General features: G+C 50.2%; 21 protein-coding genes. 6 read left to right on the top strand and 15 right to left on the bottom strand.

Annotated features, from left to right (window positions below):
* Positions 1 to 91: 91 nt before the first annotated feature.
* Positions 92 to 1,663 carry a murein biosynthesis integral membrane protein MurJ gene (gene murJ / locus BGL48_RS07735; RefSeq protein WP_069362120.1) on the bottom strand — a complete coding sequence of 524 codons (1,572 nt, stop codon included), beginning with the start codon at positions 1,661 to 1,663 and terminating at the stop codon, positions 92 to 94.
* Positions 1,664 to 1,949: 286 nt separating this feature from the next.
* Here murJ and rpsT point away from each other — a divergent pair, with 286 nt between their 5' ends.
* Positions 1,950 to 2,210 (top strand): 30S ribosomal protein S20, encoded by a 261-nt coding sequence (gene rpsT, locus BGL48_RS07730; protein WP_046075100.1) that lies wholly within the window; start codon positions 1,950 to 1,952, stop codon positions 2,208 to 2,210.
* A 55-nt stretch (positions 2,211 to 2,265) separates the two neighbouring features.
* Here rpsT and BGL48_RS07725 read toward each other — a convergent pair whose 3' ends face one another.
* From BGL48_RS07725 to nhaA, 4 genes are all read right to left on the bottom strand, one after another.
* The gene (locus BGL48_RS07725) at positions 2,266 to 2,583 is read right to left on the bottom strand and encodes an ArsR/SmtB family transcription factor (protein WP_069362119.1); all 318 of its coding nucleotides are present in this window, start codon (positions 2,581 to 2,583) and stop codon (positions 2,266 to 2,268) included.
* A gap of 66 nt (positions 2,584 to 2,649) precedes the next feature.
* Positions 2,650 to 3,543: a transcriptional activator NhaR gene (nhaR, locus tag BGL48_RS07720; protein WP_046075098.1), complete on the bottom strand. Its 894-nt coding sequence runs from the start codon at positions 3,541 to 3,543 to the stop codon at positions 2,650 to 2,652.
* A 72-nt stretch (positions 3,544 to 3,615) separates the two neighbouring features.
* Positions 3,616 to 3,891: a hypothetical protein gene (locus tag BGL48_RS07715; protein WP_069362118.1), complete on the bottom strand. Its 276-nt coding sequence runs from the start codon at positions 3,889 to 3,891 to the stop codon at positions 3,616 to 3,618.
* On the bottom strand, positions 3,860 to 5,065 hold the full coding sequence (gene nhaA / locus BGL48_RS07710) for a Na+/H+ antiporter NhaA (RefSeq protein WP_069362117.1): 1,206 nt from the start codon (positions 5,063 to 5,065) through the stop codon (positions 3,860 to 3,862). The genes BGL48_RS07715 and nhaA overlap by 32 nt, the downstream gene beginning before the upstream one ends.
* A 420-nt stretch (positions 5,066 to 5,485) precedes the next feature.
* Here nhaA and BGL48_RS07705 point away from each other — a divergent pair, with 420 nt between their 5' ends.
* Positions 5,486 to 6,634 (top strand): Na/Pi symporter, encoded by a 1,149-nt coding sequence (locus BGL48_RS07705; RefSeq protein WP_069362116.1) that lies wholly within the window; start codon positions 5,486 to 5,488, stop codon positions 6,632 to 6,634.
* 121 nt (positions 6,635 to 6,755) lie between these two features.
* On the opposite strand, the gene BGL48_RS07700 is transcribed toward BGL48_RS07705, so the two are convergent.
* The 5 genes from BGL48_RS07700 to rppH all read right to left on the bottom strand — a co-directional run bounded on the left by BGL48_RS07700 (position 6,756) and on the right by rppH (position 12,089).
* Positions 6,756 to 7,595, bottom strand: coding sequence for a thymidylate synthase (locus BGL48_RS07700; protein ID WP_069362115.1), 840 nt, complete (start codon positions 7,593 to 7,595; stop codon positions 6,756 to 6,758).
* An 88-nt stretch (positions 7,596 to 7,683) separates the two neighbouring features.
* Positions 7,684 to 8,481, bottom strand: coding sequence for a prolipoprotein diacylglyceryl transferase (gene lgt, locus BGL48_RS07695; protein ID WP_069362114.1), 798 nt, complete (start codon positions 8,479 to 8,481; stop codon positions 7,684 to 7,686).
* A gap of 12 nt (positions 8,482 to 8,493) precedes the next feature.
* Positions 8,494 to 9,300 carry a sulfite exporter TauE/SafE family protein gene (locus tag BGL48_RS07690; RefSeq protein WP_106406592.1) on the bottom strand — a complete coding sequence of 269 codons (807 nt, stop codon included), beginning with the start codon at positions 9,298 to 9,300 and terminating at the stop codon, positions 8,494 to 8,496.
* Positions 9,300 to 11,558: a phosphoenolpyruvate--protein phosphotransferase gene (ptsP, locus tag BGL48_RS07685; RefSeq protein WP_069362112.1), complete on the bottom strand. Its 2,259-nt coding sequence runs from the start codon at positions 11,556 to 11,558 to the stop codon at positions 9,300 to 9,302. The genes BGL48_RS07690 and ptsP overlap by 1 nt, the downstream gene beginning before the upstream one ends.
* Positions 11,559 to 11,576: 18 nt before the next feature.
* A complete protein-coding gene (rppH, locus tag BGL48_RS07680; RefSeq protein ID WP_046075090.1) occupies positions 11,577 to 12,089 on the bottom strand; it encodes an RNA pyrophosphohydrolase in 513 nt (170 codons plus the stop codon).
* Positions 12,090 to 12,708: 619 nt separating this feature from the next.
* On the opposite strand from rppH, the gene mutH reads away from it, so the two are divergent.
* On the top strand, positions 12,709 to 13,383 hold the full coding sequence (gene mutH / locus BGL48_RS07675; RefSeq protein WP_069362111.1) for a DNA mismatch repair endonuclease MutH: 675 nt from the start codon (positions 12,709 to 12,711) through the stop codon (positions 13,381 to 13,383).
* A gap of 51 nt (positions 13,384 to 13,434) precedes the next feature.
* Here mutH and BGL48_RS07670 read toward each other — a convergent pair whose 3' ends face one another.
* A complete protein-coding gene (locus BGL48_RS07670) occupies positions 13,435 to 13,737 on the bottom strand; it encodes a DUF6482 family protein (protein ID WP_069362110.1) in 303 nt (100 codons plus the stop codon).
* A 199-nt stretch (positions 13,738 to 13,936) separates the two neighbouring features.
* Between BGL48_RS07670 and BGL48_RS07665 the strand changes: the two genes are divergently transcribed.
* The gene (locus BGL48_RS07665) at positions 13,937 to 14,971 is read left to right on the top strand and encodes an NADP(H)-dependent aldo-keto reductase (RefSeq protein ID WP_069362109.1); all 1,035 of its coding nucleotides are present in this window, start codon (positions 13,937 to 13,939) and stop codon (positions 14,969 to 14,971) included.
* Positions 14,972 to 15,061: 90 nt separating this feature from the next.
* Here the strand turns inward: BGL48_RS07665 and BGL48_RS07660 are convergent, their stop codons facing one another.
* The 3 genes from BGL48_RS07660 to BGL48_RS07650 all read right to left on the bottom strand — a co-directional run bounded on the left by BGL48_RS07660 (position 15,062) and on the right by BGL48_RS07650 (position 18,787).
* Positions 15,062 to 15,292 (bottom strand): hypothetical protein, encoded by a 231-nt coding sequence (locus tag BGL48_RS07660; protein WP_069362108.1) that lies wholly within the window; start codon positions 15,290 to 15,292, stop codon positions 15,062 to 15,064.
* A gap of 558 nt (positions 15,293 to 15,850) precedes the next feature.
* Positions 15,851 to 17,407, bottom strand: a complete 1,557-nt coding sequence (locus BGL48_RS07655) for an alpha-glucoside-specific PTS transporter subunit IIBC (protein WP_069362107.1) — start codon at positions 17,405 to 17,407, stop codon at positions 15,851 to 15,853.
* Positions 17,408 to 17,458: 51 nt separating this feature from the next.
* A complete protein-coding gene (locus BGL48_RS07650) occupies positions 17,459 to 18,787 on the bottom strand; it encodes a 6-phospho-alpha-glucosidase (protein WP_255377358.1) in 1,329 nt (442 codons plus the stop codon).
* Between the two features lie 169 nt (positions 18,788 to 18,956).
* Between BGL48_RS07650 and BGL48_RS07645 the strand changes: the two genes are divergently transcribed.
* Positions 18,957 to 19,676 carry a GntR family transcriptional regulator gene (locus BGL48_RS07645; RefSeq protein WP_069362106.1) on the top strand — a complete coding sequence of 240 codons (720 nt, stop codon included), beginning with the start codon at positions 18,957 to 18,959 and terminating at the stop codon, positions 19,674 to 19,676.
* An 83-nt stretch (positions 19,677 to 19,759) separates the two neighbouring features.
* Positions 19,760 to 20,191 carry a PACE efflux transporter gene (locus BGL48_RS07640; protein WP_069362105.1) on the top strand — a complete coding sequence of 144 codons (432 nt, stop codon included), beginning with the start codon at positions 19,760 to 19,762 and terminating at the stop codon, positions 20,189 to 20,191.
* 34 nt (positions 20,192 to 20,225) lie between these two features.
* Here BGL48_RS07640 and BGL48_RS07635 read toward each other — a convergent pair whose 3' ends face one another.
* Positions 20,226 to 21,563 (bottom strand): sigma-54-dependent transcriptional regulator, encoded by a 1,338-nt coding sequence (locus BGL48_RS07635; protein WP_069362104.1) that lies wholly within the window; start codon positions 21,561 to 21,563, stop codon positions 20,226 to 20,228.
* Positions 21,564 to 21,568: the final 5 nt, after the last annotated feature.

Genomic DNA, 21,568 nt, shown 5'->3' with positions numbered 1-21,568 from the left:
CGCCTGCTGACTATTTGAACTATTAAAACTGGCGGATTATATACTAGTCAGCGCCGGCAATCAGCCCTGGATTGATAATCCGCGCTTTCTATCATCCACGGTGTCGAATATCACTCAACCGCACACCGACCAACAAGGCGGTGACAAGATAAAGCGCACCGCCCCCCACAATAAGCCCGCCTAACGTTACGCTTCGCGATAGCAAGGACATAGACACCCATTGAGACAACGCAGGCATCACCAGATACAACCCGCCGATCATCACGCTCACCGCCAACACGAGTTTGCTAATAAAGCCGAGGGTCGCCCGCGATAACTGATAAATACCTTGGCGGTGTAATCCTTGATAGAGCAGGCCGGCGTTAATCAACGCAGAAAGTGCGGTCGCCATGGCCAGCCCGACATAACTAAACAAGTAAGCAAAAATGGCGTTAAAAACCATGTTACTTACCATGGCAATGACCCCGTACTTAACAGGCGTTTTAGTATCTTGGCGGGCGTAGTAGCCAGGCGCAAGGATCTTAATCACCATAAAGTTGACCAAACCACACGCATAGGCCATCAAGGATAAACTCGCCGCCTCTACGTCGGGGACGCCAAATTCACCCCGCATAAAGAGCACTATCAACATCGGTTTAGCCAGCACGATCAACCCCGCCATCGCTGGGATCCCAAGGAGCAACACCATACGCACCCCCCAGTCCATGGTGGCGGAAAATTGCTGAGGCGATTGATCCACATGCTTTTTCGATAACGCAGGGAGAATAACGGTGGCGATGGCGATGCCAAACAAACCGAGCGGAAACTCAAGCAAACGATCAGAGTAATACAGCCAACTGATCGATCCTGTCATCAAGAAACTGGCGATAAAGGTATCGAATAATAGGTTAATTTGGCTCACCGAGACCCCGAAAAGCGCCGGAATCATTAGCTCACGTATTTTCACTACCCCAGGATGACGCCATCCCCATTTAGGTTTGACCAACATGCCTTCTTGAGCGAGAAAAGGCAGTTGAAATAAAAGCTGAACCGCCCCCCCAACAAAGACACCAATCGCTAGGCCAATTTCAGGTTGAGCAAGATGCGGGGAGAGCCCTATCGCCGCGGCAATAATCGCGATATTCAAAAAAACAGGGGTAAAGCTCGAAACGGCAAACTTATTGAGCGTATTCAGGATGGCGCCCGATAGCGCCACGAAAGTAATAAACCACAAGTACGGGAAGGTGATTTTCAGCATCAAGCTGGCAAGCTCGAATTTAGCCCCATCAGGTCGCCCTTCTAACCAATCAACAAACCATCCGGTACCAAACAGCGCCGCTAACACTGGCGAGCCAACCACCCCGAGCAAGGTGACAAGGGTGACCAAGCCACCCAAGGTGCCCACCACATTCGCCACCAGCTCACGCGATTGTGCGCGCGTGTCATCCTCTTTGTCGAGCGCTTGATATTCCGTTAATACGGGCACAAACGCTTGTGAGAAGGCCCCTTCCGCGAACAAACGGCGCAGAAAATTCGGAATTTTGTTGGCGAAAAAGAACACATCGGCGGCCGCTCCTGCCCCCATCAAATTCGCGATCACCACATCACGAACCAACCCTAAAACACGGGACACCAAAGTCATGGTGCTCACGATGAGCCCAGAGCGTAAAAGTCGCTTACTCACGGTTACCTCTTGAAAACACGTGCCCAATGCGCGTCACTGTCGCGCCTTTATTGTTTCTTTCCGCTGTCGCGCCATCGCTGACACCGATAAGAAATGGAAATATAGGTGACGTCGGGGCTGAAATGCTGATAGAATCAGCCGCCATATTAACTGTGATAACCCCGCAGCGCCAACACATCGTTGGAGCGGCGGATCTTTGCACAAATGAATTGACAATAGAGGTAAAAAGAGGCATAGTCCTCCGCCTTGAAATGTCACCGAACAAAAAGATTTGGGAGTTAGACCCTTGGCGAATATCAAATCTGCTAAGAAGCGTGCGATCCAGTCTGAGAAGCGTCGCCAGCACAACGCAAGCCGTCGCTCTATGATGCGCACCTATATGAAGAAAACTGCTTCAGCTATCGCTGCAGGCGACAAAGAAGCGGCAACCGCTGCTTTTGCACAAGTTCAGCCTATTCTTGATCGTTCAGCCACCAAAGGCCTGATCCACAAGAACAAAGCCGCTCGTTACAAAGCAGCATTTGCAGCACAAATTAAAGCGCTGTAATCTTGCTCTTTGCAAAGAGATAAAAAAAACCGGCCTCGGCCGGTTTTTTTATGGCTTAAGGATTGGGTGAATCCACGGTTTCCTTACAATACAGATCATGTAGTAACTGGATAACCGCCTCGACTTCATCACTTTTTAGCGAGTAATACACGGTTTGCGCTTCTTTACGCGTGGCCACCAGGCCATCTTTACGAAGCCACGCAAGGTGTTGAGACAGCGCCGACTGGCTTAGAGGCACGCGATCTACGAGCTGCCCCACCGACAACTCTCCTTGCAATAAATAACACAGAATGAATAGGCGTTTCTCGTTAGCCATGGCCTTGAGCAAGTTTACCGCCTTCGGCCCATTCTGCTGCATACGGGCTAAATCCATTCAACTTCCATCATTGATTAATACTCATTGCCGTGAGTCTAGCACGATCTTTATGTCAGCTTGTAACTAAACAAATAAGCGACTGTAATCTGCCTCACAAATCCGCTTGACCGCTGGGTGCTGGATCATCCGCTCAGCGAATATCACATAGTATTCTTCTTTAACCGCGCTCAGCTCAACAATTTGCACCGCCTGTCCCAACCGGGTCACTTCTTCAGCATACGTGGTGGGCGCAATGAATAGTGCCTGATGACTAATGCCAAAAGCTTTCATCAGTGCAGAGTCATCAAACTCACCCAGTATATTGGGTACTATCCCTTGTTGATCAAACCATTGGGTGAGTTTTCGCCCCATGGCGGTAGCTTTACTCGGCATCAATATCTTTTGCGTAGCCAGACGGATAGGTAACGGCACATCGGGGGGCTCAGCAGGATTAGAGGAATACAAACTCATGCTACTCTCACCAAGCTTGACGCTAAATAACCCGGCCTGTTGCGTCGAGTCGACCGGACAGTCGGACAGGATCATATCCAATTTATGCTGAGAGAGCTGTTCGAGTAGCATCTCGTGCGTCGATTCAAAACAACGTAGGTGGATAGCATTATCGTTCGGGATAGCGTGAAGCAAGATTTGACTTATTAGACGCTTAGATAAAGCATCGGCCACGCCTACATCAAATAAGATGTTTTCTTGTTGGCTATAATTAACAATATCTAGCATCTCATAACTCAAGCCAAACATACGGTCCGCATATTGAAACACGAGTTGGCCCAGCTCCGTGGGCTCGACATAACGGCCATTGCGTTTAGTCAGCTTGCCATTTAAGCGCTGTTCCAACGCTCGGATTTGCCCTGTCACGGTTTGTGGTGTTAAACAAAGTTTGTCCGCCCCTTGGGTGATCGAACCTTGCTTGCAGACCATCCAAAAATAGTAAAGGTGGTTGTAGTTTAGGTGAGCCATGCTGATTGATAAAAAAACGCCAGAGGGGCAGCTTACGCTGCCCCTCTGGCGCCTTCAAGCTTCACGCTCGTTTTAGTCTTTTACATCGTCTTTATCAAGCGGCTTTCTCACCCGCTCTCCGGCACGATGCTCCAATGCACGCTCTGAAAAGCTCGACCCATTTTCGCTTTGGTCTTTGTCATTCAATGAGGCCGTCATTGCTTTTCCATCTGCCACGCCCGCTAGGTAGGCTTGGCACACGTCGCTGTTATCTTTTTCTCCGTGGCAGTACATCTCTTGGTTCGCCGCCATGGCAGCGCCAGAGACGGCAACCAGGCTAGTAATCAATGCTAGTGTCGCCTTCTTCATACTCGTCTCCTTGTTCATCAGCAAGCGCGCTGGCTGGGGGCAATGCAAAGTGCAAGACCGCATAACCAATCACCGCGGCCAAGGTTGATCCTATCAAGATCCCCAGCCGAGAGAGTGTGACGAACTCGCCATTCACACCGACAAAGGCCAGTGACGAGATAAAAATCGACATGGTAAAGCCAATACCACAAAGCACTGACACCGCAAAGATATGGGTAAAATTCACACGTGCTGGTAATTTAGCAATGCCAAGTTTCACCGCTGCCCAGCTAAAGCTAAAGATACCCAAAGGCTTACCAATCAGCAGACCTAGGGCGATACCTAGCGGCAACATTTCAGTTAAGTTGGACAAAGAGACGCCATCCAAAGACACCCCGGCATTGGCAAAGGCGAAGATAGGCAGGATCAAATACGACACATAAGGATGCAGGGCGTGCTCCATTTTTTTCAACGGTGATGGGTCATCATCCGTTTTCCCCTTAAGTGGGATAGCAAAACCAAGCACCACACCGGCAAGGGTCGCGTGAACACCTGACTGTAGAACACTGAACCACAGCAGCAAGCCGACCACCACATAGGCAGTGATACTGGTGACTTTGCGCATATTCATCGCCACCAAGACCAAGGTAGCCGCAAATGCGCCCGCTAAAGCAACCACAGACAAATCACTGCTGTAGAACAGTGCAATGATCACTATTACGCCAAGATCGTCAATAATCGCTAACGCGAGCAAGAAGACCTTTAACGCCAAAGGGACACGATTACCCAGCAATGCCAAGACACCGAGAGCAAAGGCAATATCGGTCGCAGCCGGGATCGCCCACCCCGATACCGCGAGAGAGTCGCCCCAGTTAAAGGCGAGGTAAACCAATGCGGGTGCGAGCATACCCCCAATGGCGGCGACCGCCGGGAAGGTCGCTTTATCTTTCGAGTTTAAGGCACCTTGCACCAACTCACGCTTCACTTCCAAACCAATCAGCAGGAAAAAAATCACCATCAAGCCGTCGTTGATCCAATGACCAACCGATAAACCGGCTATATAGGTATGAAGGGTGCTGTCATATAAAGGCTGTAGATCCGAGTTCGCTACGAACATCGCCAATACCGCCGCAATAATCAGCACAATACCTCCTGCGGATTCCATTTTCAGAAACTGACGAATGACATCAGTCATTTAAGCACTCCATACAAAAAAAGTGGATTTCCGTAGTCTAGTCAGCCAGACCACTTTTAGAAAAATCGTTTGTTCTGATAGTAAACATCGGGAAAACCGATATGAAAACTAACTTACCATTGATTTATTCGCAGTCTAATCTTTTTTTACCTTGTTAACCGCCGTGCTTCTAGCATAGTGCCATCGAGCGCGCGCCTGTTACATTTTTTTACGTGGATTTTTTTACGGCACCGAACGGTCACAAATAATACTTAAAATCAGCAAGCTAACTGACGCGAATTCCACTGATAACCTCGTCCAGATCGGATTTTCAAACCACTGCAGTATTTGTGTCATATTTCTGAAATATTACCTTCTTACTATCGCCGCAGATTTTTGCTTTGACACTAAACTGACATCGAACTGTCACGGAGATATCTTATGACTCCCCATGCTACAGCGGTAGAGGCAACCCAGAGCTCCTCAAATTGGTTCCGTTGGACCAAGCTTGCCGTCATGCTTTACCTCCTACTGGTGGCCGTTGCCATGGTAGGAAGCGGCTTTAAATGGGCCGTCGGCGACGAAGCTAAGACGCTCTTTGCGTTTGCCTCTCATCCCGTAGCTGGCTTAATGATTGGTATTGTTGCTACCGCATTGATCCAATCGTCAAGTACAGTCACCTCAATTATAGTTGGCTTAGTCGCGGGTGGCCTCCCCGTTGAAGCGGCCATTCCGATGGTCATGGGGGCGAACGTAGGCACCTCGGTCACCAACACCATCGTCAGCCTTGGTCATGCCCGCTGTAAGGTGGAGTTCAGTCGCGCATTTAGCTGCGCCACCGTTCATGATTTCTTCAACCTGTTCGCCGTGGCTATCTTCCTGCCATTAGAGATGGCGTTCGGTTTGCTGAACAAGATTTCCGAGTGGTTGGTTTCACCGCTGACGCAAGCCAGTGACATGAGCATTAAAGGGTTGAACTTTGTTAAGCCGCTGACAAAACCCGTGGTTAACGCGGTGCAATCACCGCTTGAAGCCGCCCTGCCTGGTAACATTGGTGGCGCTATCATGATTGTCATGGGGATTGCTGCCATCGTGATTGCGATTACCATCATGGGCAAAGTGATGAAAAAGCTGATGGTCGGTCGTGCCAAAGACATGCTGAAAAACGCGATTGGTCGTGGTCCACTGCACGGTATTTTCTCAGGCTCTGTGGTCACTGTTTTGGTGCAGTCTTCATCGACAACCACCAGTTTAATGGTGCCGCTGGTCGGCTCAGGGGTGCTGAAAGTCCGTGACATCTACCCATTCACCTTAGGGGCCAACATTGGGACTTGTATTACTGCCCTACTTGCTGCCACGGCGGTTACCGGTGAGTTCGCGGTGTTTGCCCTCCAAATCGCGTTAGTGCACTTAAGCTTCAACATCTTGGCGACGGCACTTATCTTCGGTATTCCGTTCTTGCGTGAATTGCCGCTCAAAGGGGCCGACTGGTTAGGCCAATTAGCAGCCAAATCAAAAGCGGCGGTACTGGCTTACATCAGCCTCGTCTTTGTGATTGTGCCAGGAAGCATTGTGCTGTTGTCACAGTGATGGGTTGACCTCCCGCCCAAGCACAAAAAAACCACCGCCCGTGCGGTGGTTTTTTATTGGAGATAAAACGTTAGCCAGATAGAGATGTCGCGATATAACGCGTGAATCCGATACGACGTGGCTAAATGGCGATCGGTGCTTTAATCGTTGGGTGCGGCTCGTACCCTTCAATCTCAAAATCATCAATTTGATAATCGAAAATAGACGCCGGTTTACGCTTGATCACCAAGCGAGGCAGCGCACGTGGTTCACGTTTAAGTTGCTCGTAAACAATCTCGTCGGTTAAATGGTTGTGATAAAGATGCACGTCACCAAAGGTATGGACAAAATCACCCACCGCTAAATCGCATTGTTGCGCAATCATGTGAGTGAAAAGCGCATAGCTGGCAATGTTAAACGGCACTCCCAAGAAGTAATCGGCGCTGCGCTGATATAACTGGCAGGAAAGCTTGTCATCGGCCACATAGAACTGGAACAAACAATGACAAGGCGCTAAGGCCATCTTGCCTTGTTCGGCGTTCTCAGTTGGGCTTATCGACTCATCAGGCAAGTCAGCAGGGTTCCAAGCGGTAATGATATGACGACGTGAATTAGGTTTCGTTTTAATTTGCTCGATCAGTTGTTCGATTTGATCCACGGTCGAGCCATCAGGACACGCCCAAGACCGCCACTGCGCACCATACACAGGCCCCAGATCACCGCTTTCGGTTGCCCACTCATCCCAGATACGCACTTTATTATCTTGCAAATACTGCACGTTAGTATCGCCGTTAAGAAACCATAAAAGCTCATGGATAATGGCGCGCGTGTAGAGTTTCTTGGTAGTCAGTAGCGGAAAACCAGCAGCAAGATCAAAGCGCAACTGGCGACCAAACACAGATCGTGTTCCCACGCCGGTGCGATCCCCTCTATCCGTCCCATTATCGAGAATATCCTGCATCAAAGCCTGATACTGCTTCATAGTGTTTCCTATCATTGGCCAAACGAACAAAAGGCACCGCTGAGGTGCCTTGGTGGTTTACTTACTATAACCGATTCGCGCTATTCGGTCACTTGGCGGTTTGACGCTGATACGCCCATCCGATCATCACGGCGCCCGCAATGATCATGGGTAATGACAACAGTTGCCCCATGCTGAAAATGCCGGCAAACAAGCCTAGGTGCGCATCAGGCTCACGGAAATACTCCACAATAAAGCGGAACGTCCCGTAGCCTGTCAAGAAAAGCCCTGATACTGCGCCCATCGGGCGCGGCTTTTTGATATAGAGATTGAGAATGATAAACAGGGCGACACCTTCTAGCGCAAACTCATAAAGCTGCGAGGGGTGCCGCGGCCAAGGGCCACCACTTGGGAATACCATCGCCCACGGGACATCTGTCACCCGCCCCCAAAGTTCACCATTGATAAAATTCCCTAGGCGACCTGCGCCCAGTCCAAAGGGTACCAGCGGCGCGATAAAGTCGGCGACGGTAAAAAAGTGACGCTGCGTTTTACGCGCGTACCACACCATGGCGGTGATCACACCCAGCAAGCCCCCGTGGAAGGACATGCCACCTGTCCACACTTTGAATAAAAACAGCGGATCGGCAACAAAGGCATCAAATTGATAAAATAGGACGTAGCCAATGCGTCCCCCGAGCACGACCCCCAAAAAGCCAGCAAAAAGGAGATCGCTGACTTCTTCTTTACTCCAACCGCTATTCGGTTTGGCCGCCCGATGATTCGCCAGCCACAAGGCGAACACAAAGCCCAGTAAATACATTAAGCCGTACCAACGCACGGCTACCGGACCAAGTTCAAATAAGATGGGGTCGATTGACGGAAAGGTAATGTAGCCTTCGGCCATGAATGGGATCCTTTATTTCAACAACATGCTGACGCCGACGATAACAAGAAAGACGGCAAAAATACGTTTTATTTGCGCTGTGGGTAGCCTCACCGCCAGTTGGGCACCGACCCGTGTCATCCACACCGACGTTGACACGACGCCGAGCAGCGCAGGCAAATACAAATATCCGACACTGAGCGCGGGCAAGGGTTCCGTTTGACGCCAGCCCAACCACACAAAACTTACCATGCCACCCAGCGCCAACACCGCGCCCCCCGCCGAGGCACTGCCAATAGCTTGGTGCATACTGACGCCGCGCCAATGCAGGTATGGGACGGTAAAAGAGCCGCCCCCAATGCCCGCTAAGCTCGAGAGTGTCCCGATCAGTGTGCCCGCAAAGGACAGTCGCAGCCAATGCGGTAAAGGGCGCGCGCGATAGGGACGCCGATTGAGCGACATTTGTAGCGCCATGGCAAGCACTATCACGCCAAACAGGCGAGGCAACCAGTCGTGTGGTAGCCGATCCGCCAGCCCAGCCCCCAAGATGCCGCCCAGCATCATACCAGGGACGAGCGCTTTAACCGCCTCAAGGTGAACATTCCCCAGACGAAAATGGCGCCAAGCAGAGGCGCTTGACGTCAGTACAATGGTGGCAAGTGAGGTGGCGAGCGCGATAGGCATCACCACAGTGGGCGCAATACCAAACACGGGAAGCAAGAAGGTAAGAGCGGGCACCACGACTAAGCCCCCACCAATGCCCAGCAGGCCAGATAAAGTCCCTACACAGGCCCCCAGCAGCATACACACCACAAACAGCAGCACGGTTAAGCTGGTGATCATCGCATTTGTCCGATTTTGACCAACGCCTCTAACCCTTGCGCGGCGAGAAAGGCTTCAGTCGCGGTGCGGATCTCGCTTGGGTGATCCAGCGTCAACACCTGATTGGCCTGCATGACCAAGCGCTCATGGGGTAAGCGGCTTAGCAAGTATTTAATTTTGGCCACGTTGCGGGTGTTCATACTCAGTTGGTGGTACCCCAAGCCCACCAATAATGAGGCCCCCACCGGATCGCCGGCTAGCTCACCACACACACTGACAGGTAATTGATGACGCGTTCCCACCGCGGCAATCGACGCTAATGCGTGTAATACCGAGGGATGCAAAGCATCAAAAATATCAGCCACGCGCGCATTGTTGCGATCAACCGCTAATAGATATTGAGTGAGATCATTGGTGCCGACTGAGAGAAAATCCACATCTCGGGCAATGTTATCAAGCTGATATAAAATAGAAGGCACCTCAACCATGATCCCTAATAAAGGAATGTTGAGACTCTGCCCGGCGTGCTGGGCCTCTTGGCTGACCTCTTGATAAGCTCGGCTAATGAGCGCTTTTGCCTCCAGTAGCTCGTTACGTCCCGAGATCATGGGTAACAATAGCTTTAAATTATTGAGGCCGATACTGGCACGTAACATCGCACGTACCTGAATTAAGAAGATATCTGGATGATCGAGGGTAAAGCGGATCCCCCGCCAGCCTAAAAACGGGTTGTCCTCTTCAACACTTAAATAGGGCAATGGTTTATCGCCGCCAATATCCAAGGTGCGCATCACCACAGGTTTATCGGGATAACTGGCAAGAATCGCACGGTATTGTTTGACCTGCTCGTCTTCAGAGGGAAAACGGCGCTGCATTAGAAACGGGACTTCCGTACGAAAGAGCCCAACCCCATCAACCCCTTGATTGATCGCAATTTGGCTATCCGCGCTTAAGCCGGCATTCAAATGCACTTCAACACGTGTGCCATCCTGAGTTTGTCCCGGGGCCGCCAGTGCGCTCTCAAAGGTAGATTGCAGGCTCGCTTCTTCTTGCACCAGGTGCTGGTATTCGTTGATCAATGCCTCAGCGGGCTCGATCATCAACACCCCTTTGTGGCCATCGAGGATCACGGTTTTTTGATGAAGCTTGGCGGGAGAAAAGCTGACGTCCATTACCGCCGGGATCCCCAACGCACGTGCCAAGATAGCCGCGTGTGAGTTCGCCGCCCCTTCTTCGGCGACCACACCCGTCAGTAATGCGCGGGGAATTGACGCTAACATGCCCGCCGTTAACTCTCGCGCCAACAGCACAATGGGCGTCGAAACCGGTGGTGGACTCCCCGCCGGTGCGATTAAAAAGTAAAGCAGCCGCTGCCCTAACTCTTTCACATCGCCGGCACGGGCTTTTAGGTAAGGATCATCCATCGCGGCGAAACGGGCAGAAAAGGCTTCAACCGTTTGTCTTACCGCCCATGTGGCGGCATCCCCCTGCTGGATCCGCACCGTCATATCTTCACGCAGCATAGGATCGTTAAGCAGATGAACAAACAAATCAAAAATCGCCAGCGCGTCTTTTTGTAGCTCTTTATCAAAGCGTTTACGCAGACGACGAAACTCGGTACTGGCATCGTCAATCGCCGCATCCAGTCTATCGAGTTCACCTTGTGTATCTAGGTGGCAAGCGGGCGCCACCTCTTCAAGCCGCGGTTGAGAGTCATCACACCAAGCTTGTGCGATGCCAATGCCCGGCGACGCAGGCATTCCCTCCAGTAACACCGGTGACGGGGCTCCCTGCCAGCCACCTTGCGCATCGGCATGGGCAAACACCACCGCCAGCTGTGCGGCTAAGGTCACGAGAAAGGACTCTTCGCTCTCATCAAACTGGCGGGGTTGGTGTTGCTGCACCACCAGCACACCCAACACCTTTTTGCGATAAATGATGGGCGTGCCAAGAAAGGATTGAAACGCATCCTCGCCGGTAGAGGGGAAAGGTTTGAACGCAGGATGCTCACGCGCATACGCCAAATTTAAAGGCTCAGCGCGCTCACCTACCACCCCGACCAACCCCTCGCCAAATGCCATCGACACTTGTGCACAAGGGTCGAGGCCTTGTGTTGCCATCAGCTCGAACTGTTGGTGTTCGGCATTGGCAAGATAAACGGAGCAGCACTCGGTACGCATCGCCACGCAAGTTTGTTGCACTAAAGTGTGTAACGCCTGCTCAAGATCTGAAGACGCCGCTACACTTTGCACAATATGTCGTAACTGCGTGAGCACCCGATTTCTCCTCTACACTTATCCTCGCTTATGTCGACGTCGAGGTTTGCGTTCTTTAAACGGCATCGCAAGTGGCGCAAACTCTTTCATCGCGCGCCGATACACCTCGCGCTTAAACGCCACCACTTGCCGCACTGGATACCAATAGCTCACCCAGCGCCAACCATCAAATTCAGGTGTGCCTCCGCGCGAGACATTGACGCGTGACTCGTCACATTCAAGTTTTAGCAAAAACCACTTCTGCTTTTGCCCAATGCACACGGGCTTAGAATCCCAGCGCACCAAGCGTTTGGGTAACTTATAGCGCAGCCAATGTCGACTGGTCCCTAAGATGCGTACATCTTTCTTGGTCAGACCTACCTCTTCGTACAACTCCCGGTACATCGCTTGTTCAGGGCTTTCCCCTTCATCGATGCCACCTTGTGGAAACTGCCACGAATGCTGACCATATCGACGAGCCCAGAGAACTTGACCGTGGCCGTTACAAATTACTATCCCCACATTGGGACGATAGCCATCGCCATCAATCACTGGACGACCTCAATGATAAATCTCTACTGAACCTGATTTTTTCACAAAAAGCGGTAAAGGGTAAACAAACATTGTGGATTGAGCGTTGTTTTTGCGCACTCGTCGTCATCTGAGGATAACTTAACCCCTAACAGGAAGTTATAAACATAGCAATGAGAGTTTGCGCACATTTATTCACGCTTTCTGTGGATAGATTTGTGAAGAAGCCTAGAAAAAGTGTACTTATCGAACGATTCAGGATCTTGCAATGGTGTTTAAAATAACCAAATCAACATAAAAAACATTAAAAATCATTCATTTAAAACAAACCTAAAACAAAGCGATCCTTTACGGGATCGAATGATCATCAAATAAACACAGATCGCTCAAAGATCCATCAACAAGAAAATTATCCACACCGATAGCGCAAAAAAGCGCCAAGTTCGCCATTTTTCACATTTTTACCGCGATTTATGTACTGTATATTTGATCATGAGAGTGAGCTATCCCATCAATCATCCCTCCTCTGTGGATAACCAGAGGAGAAAGAGTAGGATCATCGAAATGGGATCCACTTGCAGCCGATACGGCAGTTCTTGATAATGCACGCTCATCCGTTAACGAGCAGGATCCCAATACAGTGACACCGCCCCCCGCATCTGAGCAGATATTGATGGAACGTGCGCTAGCCCTTGCTGGTTTGACCCTTGGCGAAGTCAGCGAAACTCTGTCGATCCCTTGTCCAGCGTCACTCACACGGGAGAAAGGCTGGATTGGCATGCTACTCGAAACCTGTTTGGGTGCCAACGCGGGCAGCAAACCCGAACAAGACTTCGCACATTTAGGTATTGAGCTAAAAACCATTCCCGTTAACCGTGAGGGAAAACCACTGGAAACCACCTTTGTGTGTGTGGCGCCACTCACTGGGATCGCGGGGATACGCTGGGAAAATAGTCATGTGCGACAAAAGCTATCACGGGTTTTGTGGGTGCCGGTTGAAGGCGAACGCGATATTCCGGTATCACAGCGCTGCATTGGCACGCCATTATTATGGTCCCCTAGCCAAGAGGAAGAAGCGCAACTGCGCGCCGATTGGGAAGAGTTAATGGATTGGGTGGCTCTCGGTCGCGTGACGGAAATCACCGCCCGCCAAGGTGAGTCGCTCCAACTACGGCCCAAAGCGGCCAACGGTAAAGCCCTGACCGACGCTTTCGGCCCCAGTGGTGAGCCGATCCGTACCTTGCCGCGCGGCTTCTATTTACGCACCCAGTTTACCCACCAGATCTTGCGTCGTTACTTTGTGGATCCGAAATAAGCGTCGATCCGCACGCGTGATAATCCTATAGCTTCGCTTCAAGGGTAACCATCAAAAACGAATGGGCATATCTTCTCGACAGCCTGGCTCTCCGCCCGTGGCAAACTCATCGTAAGGATCCATCAAGCGCAGTACGCCCTCTTCAATCCCTAACGCTTTAAGTTTTTCTCCCACTTGTCCGACATGATCAAACTGCATCACTTCACCGGTTTGGTCCGAGCGTAAAGGCTCTAATTCATGCTTCACTTCGACTTCGACCGAGTATTTCGCGCCGCCTGCGTGTGCCATCACATAACATTGTGGACATGAGCGAGGATCCGCGCGCATCCATGCTTTGAGCTGTGAATAGTTCATCTGACTTTCCTCTAGATTACACTTTCTCGTGTCCATCATGCCTAGCAATAACACCGCGCTCAGACCGATACGATCGGACAATCCATTTAGTAATGGTCAATATTTAACCAACTGTCAAGCCACCGCTAAACCGCTTTCGATCATTTTTAAAATTCTCTACTATGGACTGCCATAGGTCGATTGCAGACAAGGAGAAAGGATGCAATACCACCGTTTGCCCCATTCCTCGCTAGAGGTGAGTAAAGTGTGCTTAGGCACCATGACATTTGGTGAGCAAAATAGTGAAGCTGACGCCCATGCGCAGCTCGATCTTGCCTTTGAACGGGGCGTTAATTTTATTGATACCGCAGAAATGTATCCCGTTCCCCCCAGCCAATCCACACAAGGATTAACCGAACAGTACATCGGCAGCTGGTTAGAAAAGTCCGGGAAGCGCGATCGTGTTATCCTCGCAACCAAAGTGGCGGGGCCACGCAATGTCCCCTATATCCGAGATAATATGTCGCTTAACCGACGCCATATTCATCAAGCCGTTGAAGATAGCCTGACACGACTAAAAACCGACTATATCGATTTGTATCAAGTGCACTGGCCACAGCGGCACAATAACTGTTTTGGTAAGCTCAATTATCCGTATCAAGATGAACACTCTGGGGTCACCATCCTCGATACCCTGGATGCACTGAATGAACTCGTCCAAGCAGGAAAAATTCGTTATATCGGCGTCTCAAACGAAACACCTTGGGGCGTGATGCGCTATTTGCATCTGGCAGAGAAGCACGGCCTCACGCGTATCGTTTCTATTCAGAACCCTTATAATTTGCTTAACCGCACCTTTGAAGTCGGCCTGTCGGAAATCAGTCATCATGAAGGGGTGGAGTTGCTCGCCTACTCGCCGCTGGCGTTTGGCGCGTTGAGCGGTAAATATTTGCAAGGCGCACGCCCGAAAGGGGCCCGTTGTACACTGCACCAACGCTTCGCACGCTACTTTACCGAGTCAGGGCAAAAGGCCACGCAAGAGTATGTCGATCTCGCCCAACGCCATGGTCTTGATCCGGCACAAATGGCACTCGCGTTCGTCAATAGTCGTCCTTTTGTCGCCTCTAACATCATTGGCGCCACGACGCTAAAACAGCTAGAGAGTAATCTCGATAGCTTGGATCTGACGCTGAGTGACGATGTGCTTGCTGGTATTGATGAGATCGCTAACCGCTACCCTAACCCCTGCCCTTAGATCGCAAACGGCAGCCAGGTTGGCTGCCGCGCAGTGTTTTATTCGATGATGGGGCGGCGTATCAACCGATACGCCGCTTTCTAGGGCCCATTATAGCCACCGCCATCGTCGTCGCCATGTCACCAGATAACGTTTTGCCGCAAATTGTGTGCTAACGGGCAAGGCATCTTGCTTGTCAGGCGCAATACCAATATCACGCTGTAGGTGACGATTTAACGCCACATCTGTGTAGCGATAACGGTGTGTGCTCGCACGACGCTGACGAATCGCATCCAAACGTACCAGTGCTTGGGCTAAGGGTAATAAAGATAGTTGAGTCATGATGGCTCTCCTTTTGGCTTATAGGAGGCCACAGGCATAAAGCGAAGTGGGACTGCAAACTGGTCGCGTTATACCTGCGACCAGTTACAGTTGGACGCAGAGTCAGATGCGTGAGCGGGTATCCTGAGCCAAGTGGTTGGCACAGTGACGCGCAGAGGCAACGATGACAGCGAATTTTTTCATCGGATAATAAGTCATGGCATTTACCTCCTAGGCAAAAGAATCTGCGTGAATGGAGCTATTATTATTCAATAACTTATATTCAACATCAATAAGTTATATAAATATTGTTCAAATAAAGCGCAACGCTCTGTCTAGCAATAAAGACATGGGGGATTGTGCTATTCAGTCAACTAACAATCGATAAAATGCAATGAGTTGTGCTATCGAAGTGAGACAGCGTGCGTTGATGACCGGTGCTTATGCAATATTGTTGAGGTGTCTCAAGAGGAAAGATAACAGCGCGAGCGACCCTGAGTTTGGCCGCCCGCTAACGATGGAGTGCGTTAATAGCTGCTTATTAATGACGCCTCACATGCTGAGCAATCAGCGAAGCCATTAAGCTTGTGTCAATTGCGTCATTTCTTCGCGAACCTGAGGTACAGTTAAGCCAACAATAATTTGAAAGCTATCACCATTACGTACCATGTTTACTGCACCATGCTCTTGAAAATATTGTGTTTCTGCCACTTTTTCTGGCTCATGTACCTTGATACGTAACCGCGTGGCACAATTGGTCAGCAAGGCTATGTTGTCTTTGCCACCTAGCCCTTCAATAAACGCACTCGCTTGTCCACTATCAATCACTCCGCTCGATGAATCACTCTGGTGCGCGTCCTTATAATCGGCTTTGGTATAAAGCTTCGCCTCTGCGCTACCTCGACCCGGAGTGGGAATATCAAACTTCAAAATCAGCGCGCGGAACACCACAAAGTAGATAGCGGTGAAACTCAGGCCGATGAGCACTTGCACAATATAGGTGTCACCATGCAAGCTGCCTAGCGGTAGCCAATTTTGAAAAATAAAGTCGATAAGCCCAGTTTGAAAGTTACCTGAAACACCAAACCAATAGGCAATGGTCGCCATGGTGGCTGCCAATACCGCGTGGAGTGCAAACAATGCCGGCGCGATAAACAAGAAGGTAAACTCAATCGGCTCGGTGATCCCAGTAAGAATGGCCGTCAATGCCGCACCAAGCACCAAGCCGAGCACCATTTTCTTGTTTTCTGGCTTCGCGGTTGCGTAAAGCGCCATAGCAATCCCCGTACAACCAAAGACTTTTCCCATGCCAGTCAACATCAAGCCACCTTGTGGGAATTGCTCGGTTAAGGGAGCAGGATTGCTGGCAAAGTTTTGGATATTTTGAATCCAATGGGCCACTGTGCCGCCATCCACCGCAACAGGTCCATAAAATACCGGGCCATAGACAAAGTGATGCAGCCCCGTTGGGATCATAATCCGCTCAAGGAAAGTGAACATCCATACCCCGAATGACCCTGCACCGACTAAAAAGGTTTGTAGATTATTAATGCCGTGCTGAATACTTGGCCAGGTAAAACAGGTGATGATCGCCATGAGTACCATGATCGGAAAGCTCACAATGACCACCAAAGGTGTGCCACCAAACACGGCCGCCCAGTTTGGCAGCTTTTTGTCGAAGAAACGGTTGTGAACCCAAACGGAGAGGCTAGCAATGACGATGGCGCCCAATAGGTTAGTATCCAAAGTCAGTATACCGCCCACATCAGTAAGCCCACGCTCACCCTCCACATAGTTCACCCCAAGCTCAGGTCCCCAGAACTGTAAAATGCCACCAATCACATAATTAAAGGTGATGTATGACACCAGTGTGGCAAGCACTGCGCGCCCAGATGCAGATTTTGCTAGTGCTATCGGTAACCCGACCGCAAACACCAAGGCCATATTTTTAAACACCGCCAACGAGGCTTGGAGAAGGATCGTTGACACTTTAACCCATGCACTGCCTTCCACTGCCCAAGGAAAGAGATCTTGGTTGAGCAGCATCACCGATAAGCCTAATAACATACCGGCTGCTGGAAAGAGGAGCACAGGGACAAACATTGCTGCGCCAAAGCGCTGGATCATATCTTTCATGATGATCGCTCCCAGATTTTGGCCCCAGATAGTGTCTGGGGCATCGTATTATTAATGAAATTGAGGTAGATAGTCGACGTTCACACGTAAGAGCTCATCGACGATTTGCTGCGCTTTTGGCACATCCACGACGGTTCGATTGAGCGTGAGCGCGTTGACCAGTGTTTGTCGATCCCCGCTAAACCATGCATCCACGACCAGCTTTTCGTAGCCAAGTTGGCCTTCGATCAGTGCTTTTTGGAACGTCGGGATGGTTCCGACCGCAAAACGTTTCGGGCCGTCATTGGTTAACGCGGCCGGCACTTCCACCATGGCATCATTCTGAATATTGGGGATCGCCCCATCATTCGGTACGATAACCAGATACGTCTCGCCACGGTTATAGGCCAAGGAGGCCGCTACACGCACCATATAGCGCCCATGAATATCCGCGTGGAGGCGCTCATTGGCGGTAGTGCCCGCGGCAATGATGCGCTCATTCAGGCTAAACACCCGCTTTTCTCGCCCATTGATCACTTGGCGCGCACGCGTATTAGCAATATCTTCTTTTTCCACCATTTTTTCTGGATATAAGTAGTATTGCAGGTAAGTATTGGGTAAATACTGCGGGTTGTCTTTTAGCATGGTTTGCATGTTCTTGAACGTTGCTTGCCATGAAGGGTCATCTGCAATTTCTGGATCAACGGCACTGATCCCCTCTTCCAAAATGATGCGTTTAATCTCATCGGTCAGGTCAACACCTTCTCGGTTTCGTACCTTGGTAAACCATCCAAAGTGATTCAGCCCAAAGTATTCCGGCACCAAGTCCCAGATTTCGCAGCCAAGTAATTGGGCATAACTCACCATAATGGCAGCGGGCATATCGCAGATGTTTAGAATGCGATTGTCATGAGGAAATTCGCGCTGCAAGGCTTCAGCGACAATGGCGGCTGGGTTGGTATAGTTTAAAATCCAAGCATCCGGAGCAAAGTGACGGATGTCATTCACGAGAGTGATCATGTCACCTATCGAGCGTAGTCCATACGCCATGCCGCCCGCGCCACAGGTTTCTTGACCGACACAGCCATAAGAGAGTGGAACCTGCTCATCACGCTCACGCATCGGTAACCCACCCGTGCGGATCTGAATAAAGAAGAAATCGGCATCAGAAAATGCGGTTTCTTTATCCGTGGTATAAACAAACTCTTCGACCTCAGGATAAGCCTCGCGCAGCAAGATCTCCGTCGCTTTGGCATTCGAGGCTTGTCTTTGTTCATCAATATCATAAAAGGTGATTTTGCTGAGCGGAAATGCGGCTTTTTCAGCAATCAAGCTATTGATCATTCCCAATGTATAGGTGCTTCCACCCCCTACGATAGTGAGCTTTTGTGGTTTCATCATCTTGCCTCCTCTTAATATGTATCTTAAATGTATTACACAAATAACACTTTAAGAATACACAAGAGGGTATTTATTGATCGACAACACAGTGAAAGCCTACTTATGTACTTTAAATGTATTATCGATCACAGTTTGTTATGATGGGACATGCAGCCCAAAAGGAGCCGACATGTTGAAACCTCGCTACATGCAAATAGCCGATTTACTCACTGAGCAGATTAAAGATGGCACCCTCACACCGGGCGCGATGATGCCGACTGAGGCTACGCTACAAGCCACCTATGACGTCAGCCGCGTCACCATACGTAAAGCGATGAAAGTGTTGGTTGATAACGATCTGCTTTACCGCGTCCGAGGTAGCGGCAGTTATGTAAAAGCCCCTAAAGCACAGCACAACGCCTTTCAACTGATGGGGTTTATCGAAGAGGTCTCCGCACAAGGCAAAACACCCAGCTCAAAAGTGATCGCATTTGAAACGTCACCTTGTAGCCACACCATTGCCAGTAAATTGAACTTGGAGGAAGGGACGTTGATTTATGAAATCCAACGTCTTCGTTTGATTGATGGCGAGCCAGAAATCCTTGAGTGCACCTACCTGCCGGTGGCCATGTTTACCGATCTCAGTATCGAAGTGATGCAAACATCAAAATACGACTATATCGAGCGACATAAGGGGATGCAGATCGCGAAAAGTCGCCAATGTGTCTGGCCAGATAGTACGTCAACCTCACTCGCCGCGCGCTTCAACACCCGGGAAAATACGCCCATATTGCGGGTCGAATCCGTCAGTGAGCTTGTCGACGGGACACCGTTTGAATATACCGTGAACTACTTTCGCTTGCATCAGTACAGCTTTGAATTCATCGCCCACCGCCAAACGCCACAATAATTCGTTACCTGGAGACGTCTCGGTTGCGTTGTTGGTCATTACGTGTAATCTTGCCGCATTATCCAATCGCAACCGGAAATCTGATGCGAACAAAAGCAGATAGATGGCGTCATGCTATCGGTTTTGAACTAACGGGCTTGATCTTGGTGGTCTTGGGGCTCAATTGGATCCTCGGGGCGGACATCGGTCACCTTGGGATCATGGGCGCGATTTTTTCGGTGCTCGCCACCCTTTGGAATTATGTCTACAACATTGGCTTTGATAAAGCGATGCTGGCATGGCGGGGCTCAGTGCTTAAAACCTTACCGCTGCGTCTGCTGCATGCGGTGATCTTTGAAGCCGGACTGCTGATTGCGACCATTCCCTTTATCATGTGGTGGTTGTCGATGAGCTTTTGGCAAGCACTCAGTATGGATATCGGGCTAGTCCTATTTTATCTCGTGTATGCGTTTGTTTATAACTGGCTGTACGACTATCTGTTTCCAATCCCAAATGCGCAATCCCAGCAGGGCTGAGTTTTCAGCCCTCAACATCATGGGGACAAGTGATTTACTGACGGAAGGTACGCGGCGAGGGGATCAAGTTGTGTTTGTTCAATAGCCGATACATAGTCGCACGTGATACACCAAGCTCTTTAGCCGCCGCCGACACTTGTCCTTTATTCTCTTCAAGGACGGCGATCAGGGCGTCTCGTTCAGACTCTTCACGGATTTTACGTAAGCTTTGTTTATAATCTCCCTGACGAGGAAGATCTAAGTGCTCCGCTTCAATCACCAGATGATCGGCCAACAGTACTGCCCGTTTCACCTGATTAATCAGCTCGCGCACATTACCCGGCCACGAGTAACTGCTCAACACACGCTTGGCTTCGTCGGAAAACGTCCTCGCTTGTGTGTTGTATTGACGTGCAAACTTAAGCAAAAAGTATTCTGCCAAATCAGGTACATCAGACTGACGGTCTTTTAATGAAGGCATATTAATGCGCAGCACATTTAGCCGGTAATACAGATCTTCACGAAAAAGCCCCTCAGCCACACGTTTCTCCAAATCCATATGGGTCGAGGCAATCACCCGCACATCCAGGTCGTGTTCGTATTTGTCATGGCTGATATCTAAGGTGCCCTCTTGCAGCAAGTGCAATAAGTGCCCTTGTAAATGCAGCGGCAGGTCACCAATTTCGTCAAAAAAGAGGGTGCCTTTATGGCATTGGCGGATTTTTCCACGCGAATGCTCGTCGCCCAATAGCGCTTGCTGCATTTGCTCGTCGGCAAGCGCCGAGCATTTAATCGACTCAAATCGCGCTTTTGCACGGGTTGAGGCATGATGAACCGCTTGCGCTACCAGCTCCTTGCCTGTACCGCTCTCGCCGGCTATCAATACAGACACATCAGTGGGCGCGACACGCCTGACCTGATCACGCAACTTTTTCATCGCTGGGCTGGCGCCTTCCAAACCCATATCGCTATGATCGCCCAGTTGCGGCCATACTTGTCGTTCAAGGCGCAACATACCCAATTGGTGACCAATGGTGCTCATCAACTGCGAGTTAGGAACGGGCGAGGTGAAGTAATCAATACAAAAACTAACAATAAACTGGCAAATGGCTTCGTTCGTCAGTTGGTTTTCTCTAACTAAAGCTAGCCAGCGCACCTGTTTATTGCGGTTAACCAGTGATGCCACACCATTAAGGCTAAAGTCATCATGACTTAAATCGACAATACCTATACAAGGGCCGATATCTTGTAGCAATGACTGCGCGGCTCGCAAATCATAACAGCGATGACAATGCCAACCAGCTTGCTCAAGGGTCGCTAACCAAGGCTCATAGGTCCCGCCGACAACGACGAGTGAGCTCAAGGTTTTGTCAGTCCCCGAATCGAATCCCATAACAC

It is taken from the genome of Salinivibrio sp. SS3 (genome assembly GCF_001722105.1).
GTDB classification, from domain to species: Bacteria; Pseudomonadota; Gammaproteobacteria; order Enterobacterales; family Vibrionaceae; genus Salinivibrio; species Salinivibrio kushneri.
The sequence above is the reverse complement of the archived record's forward strand: the minus strand, read 5'-3'. Positions and strand labels throughout refer to the sequence as shown.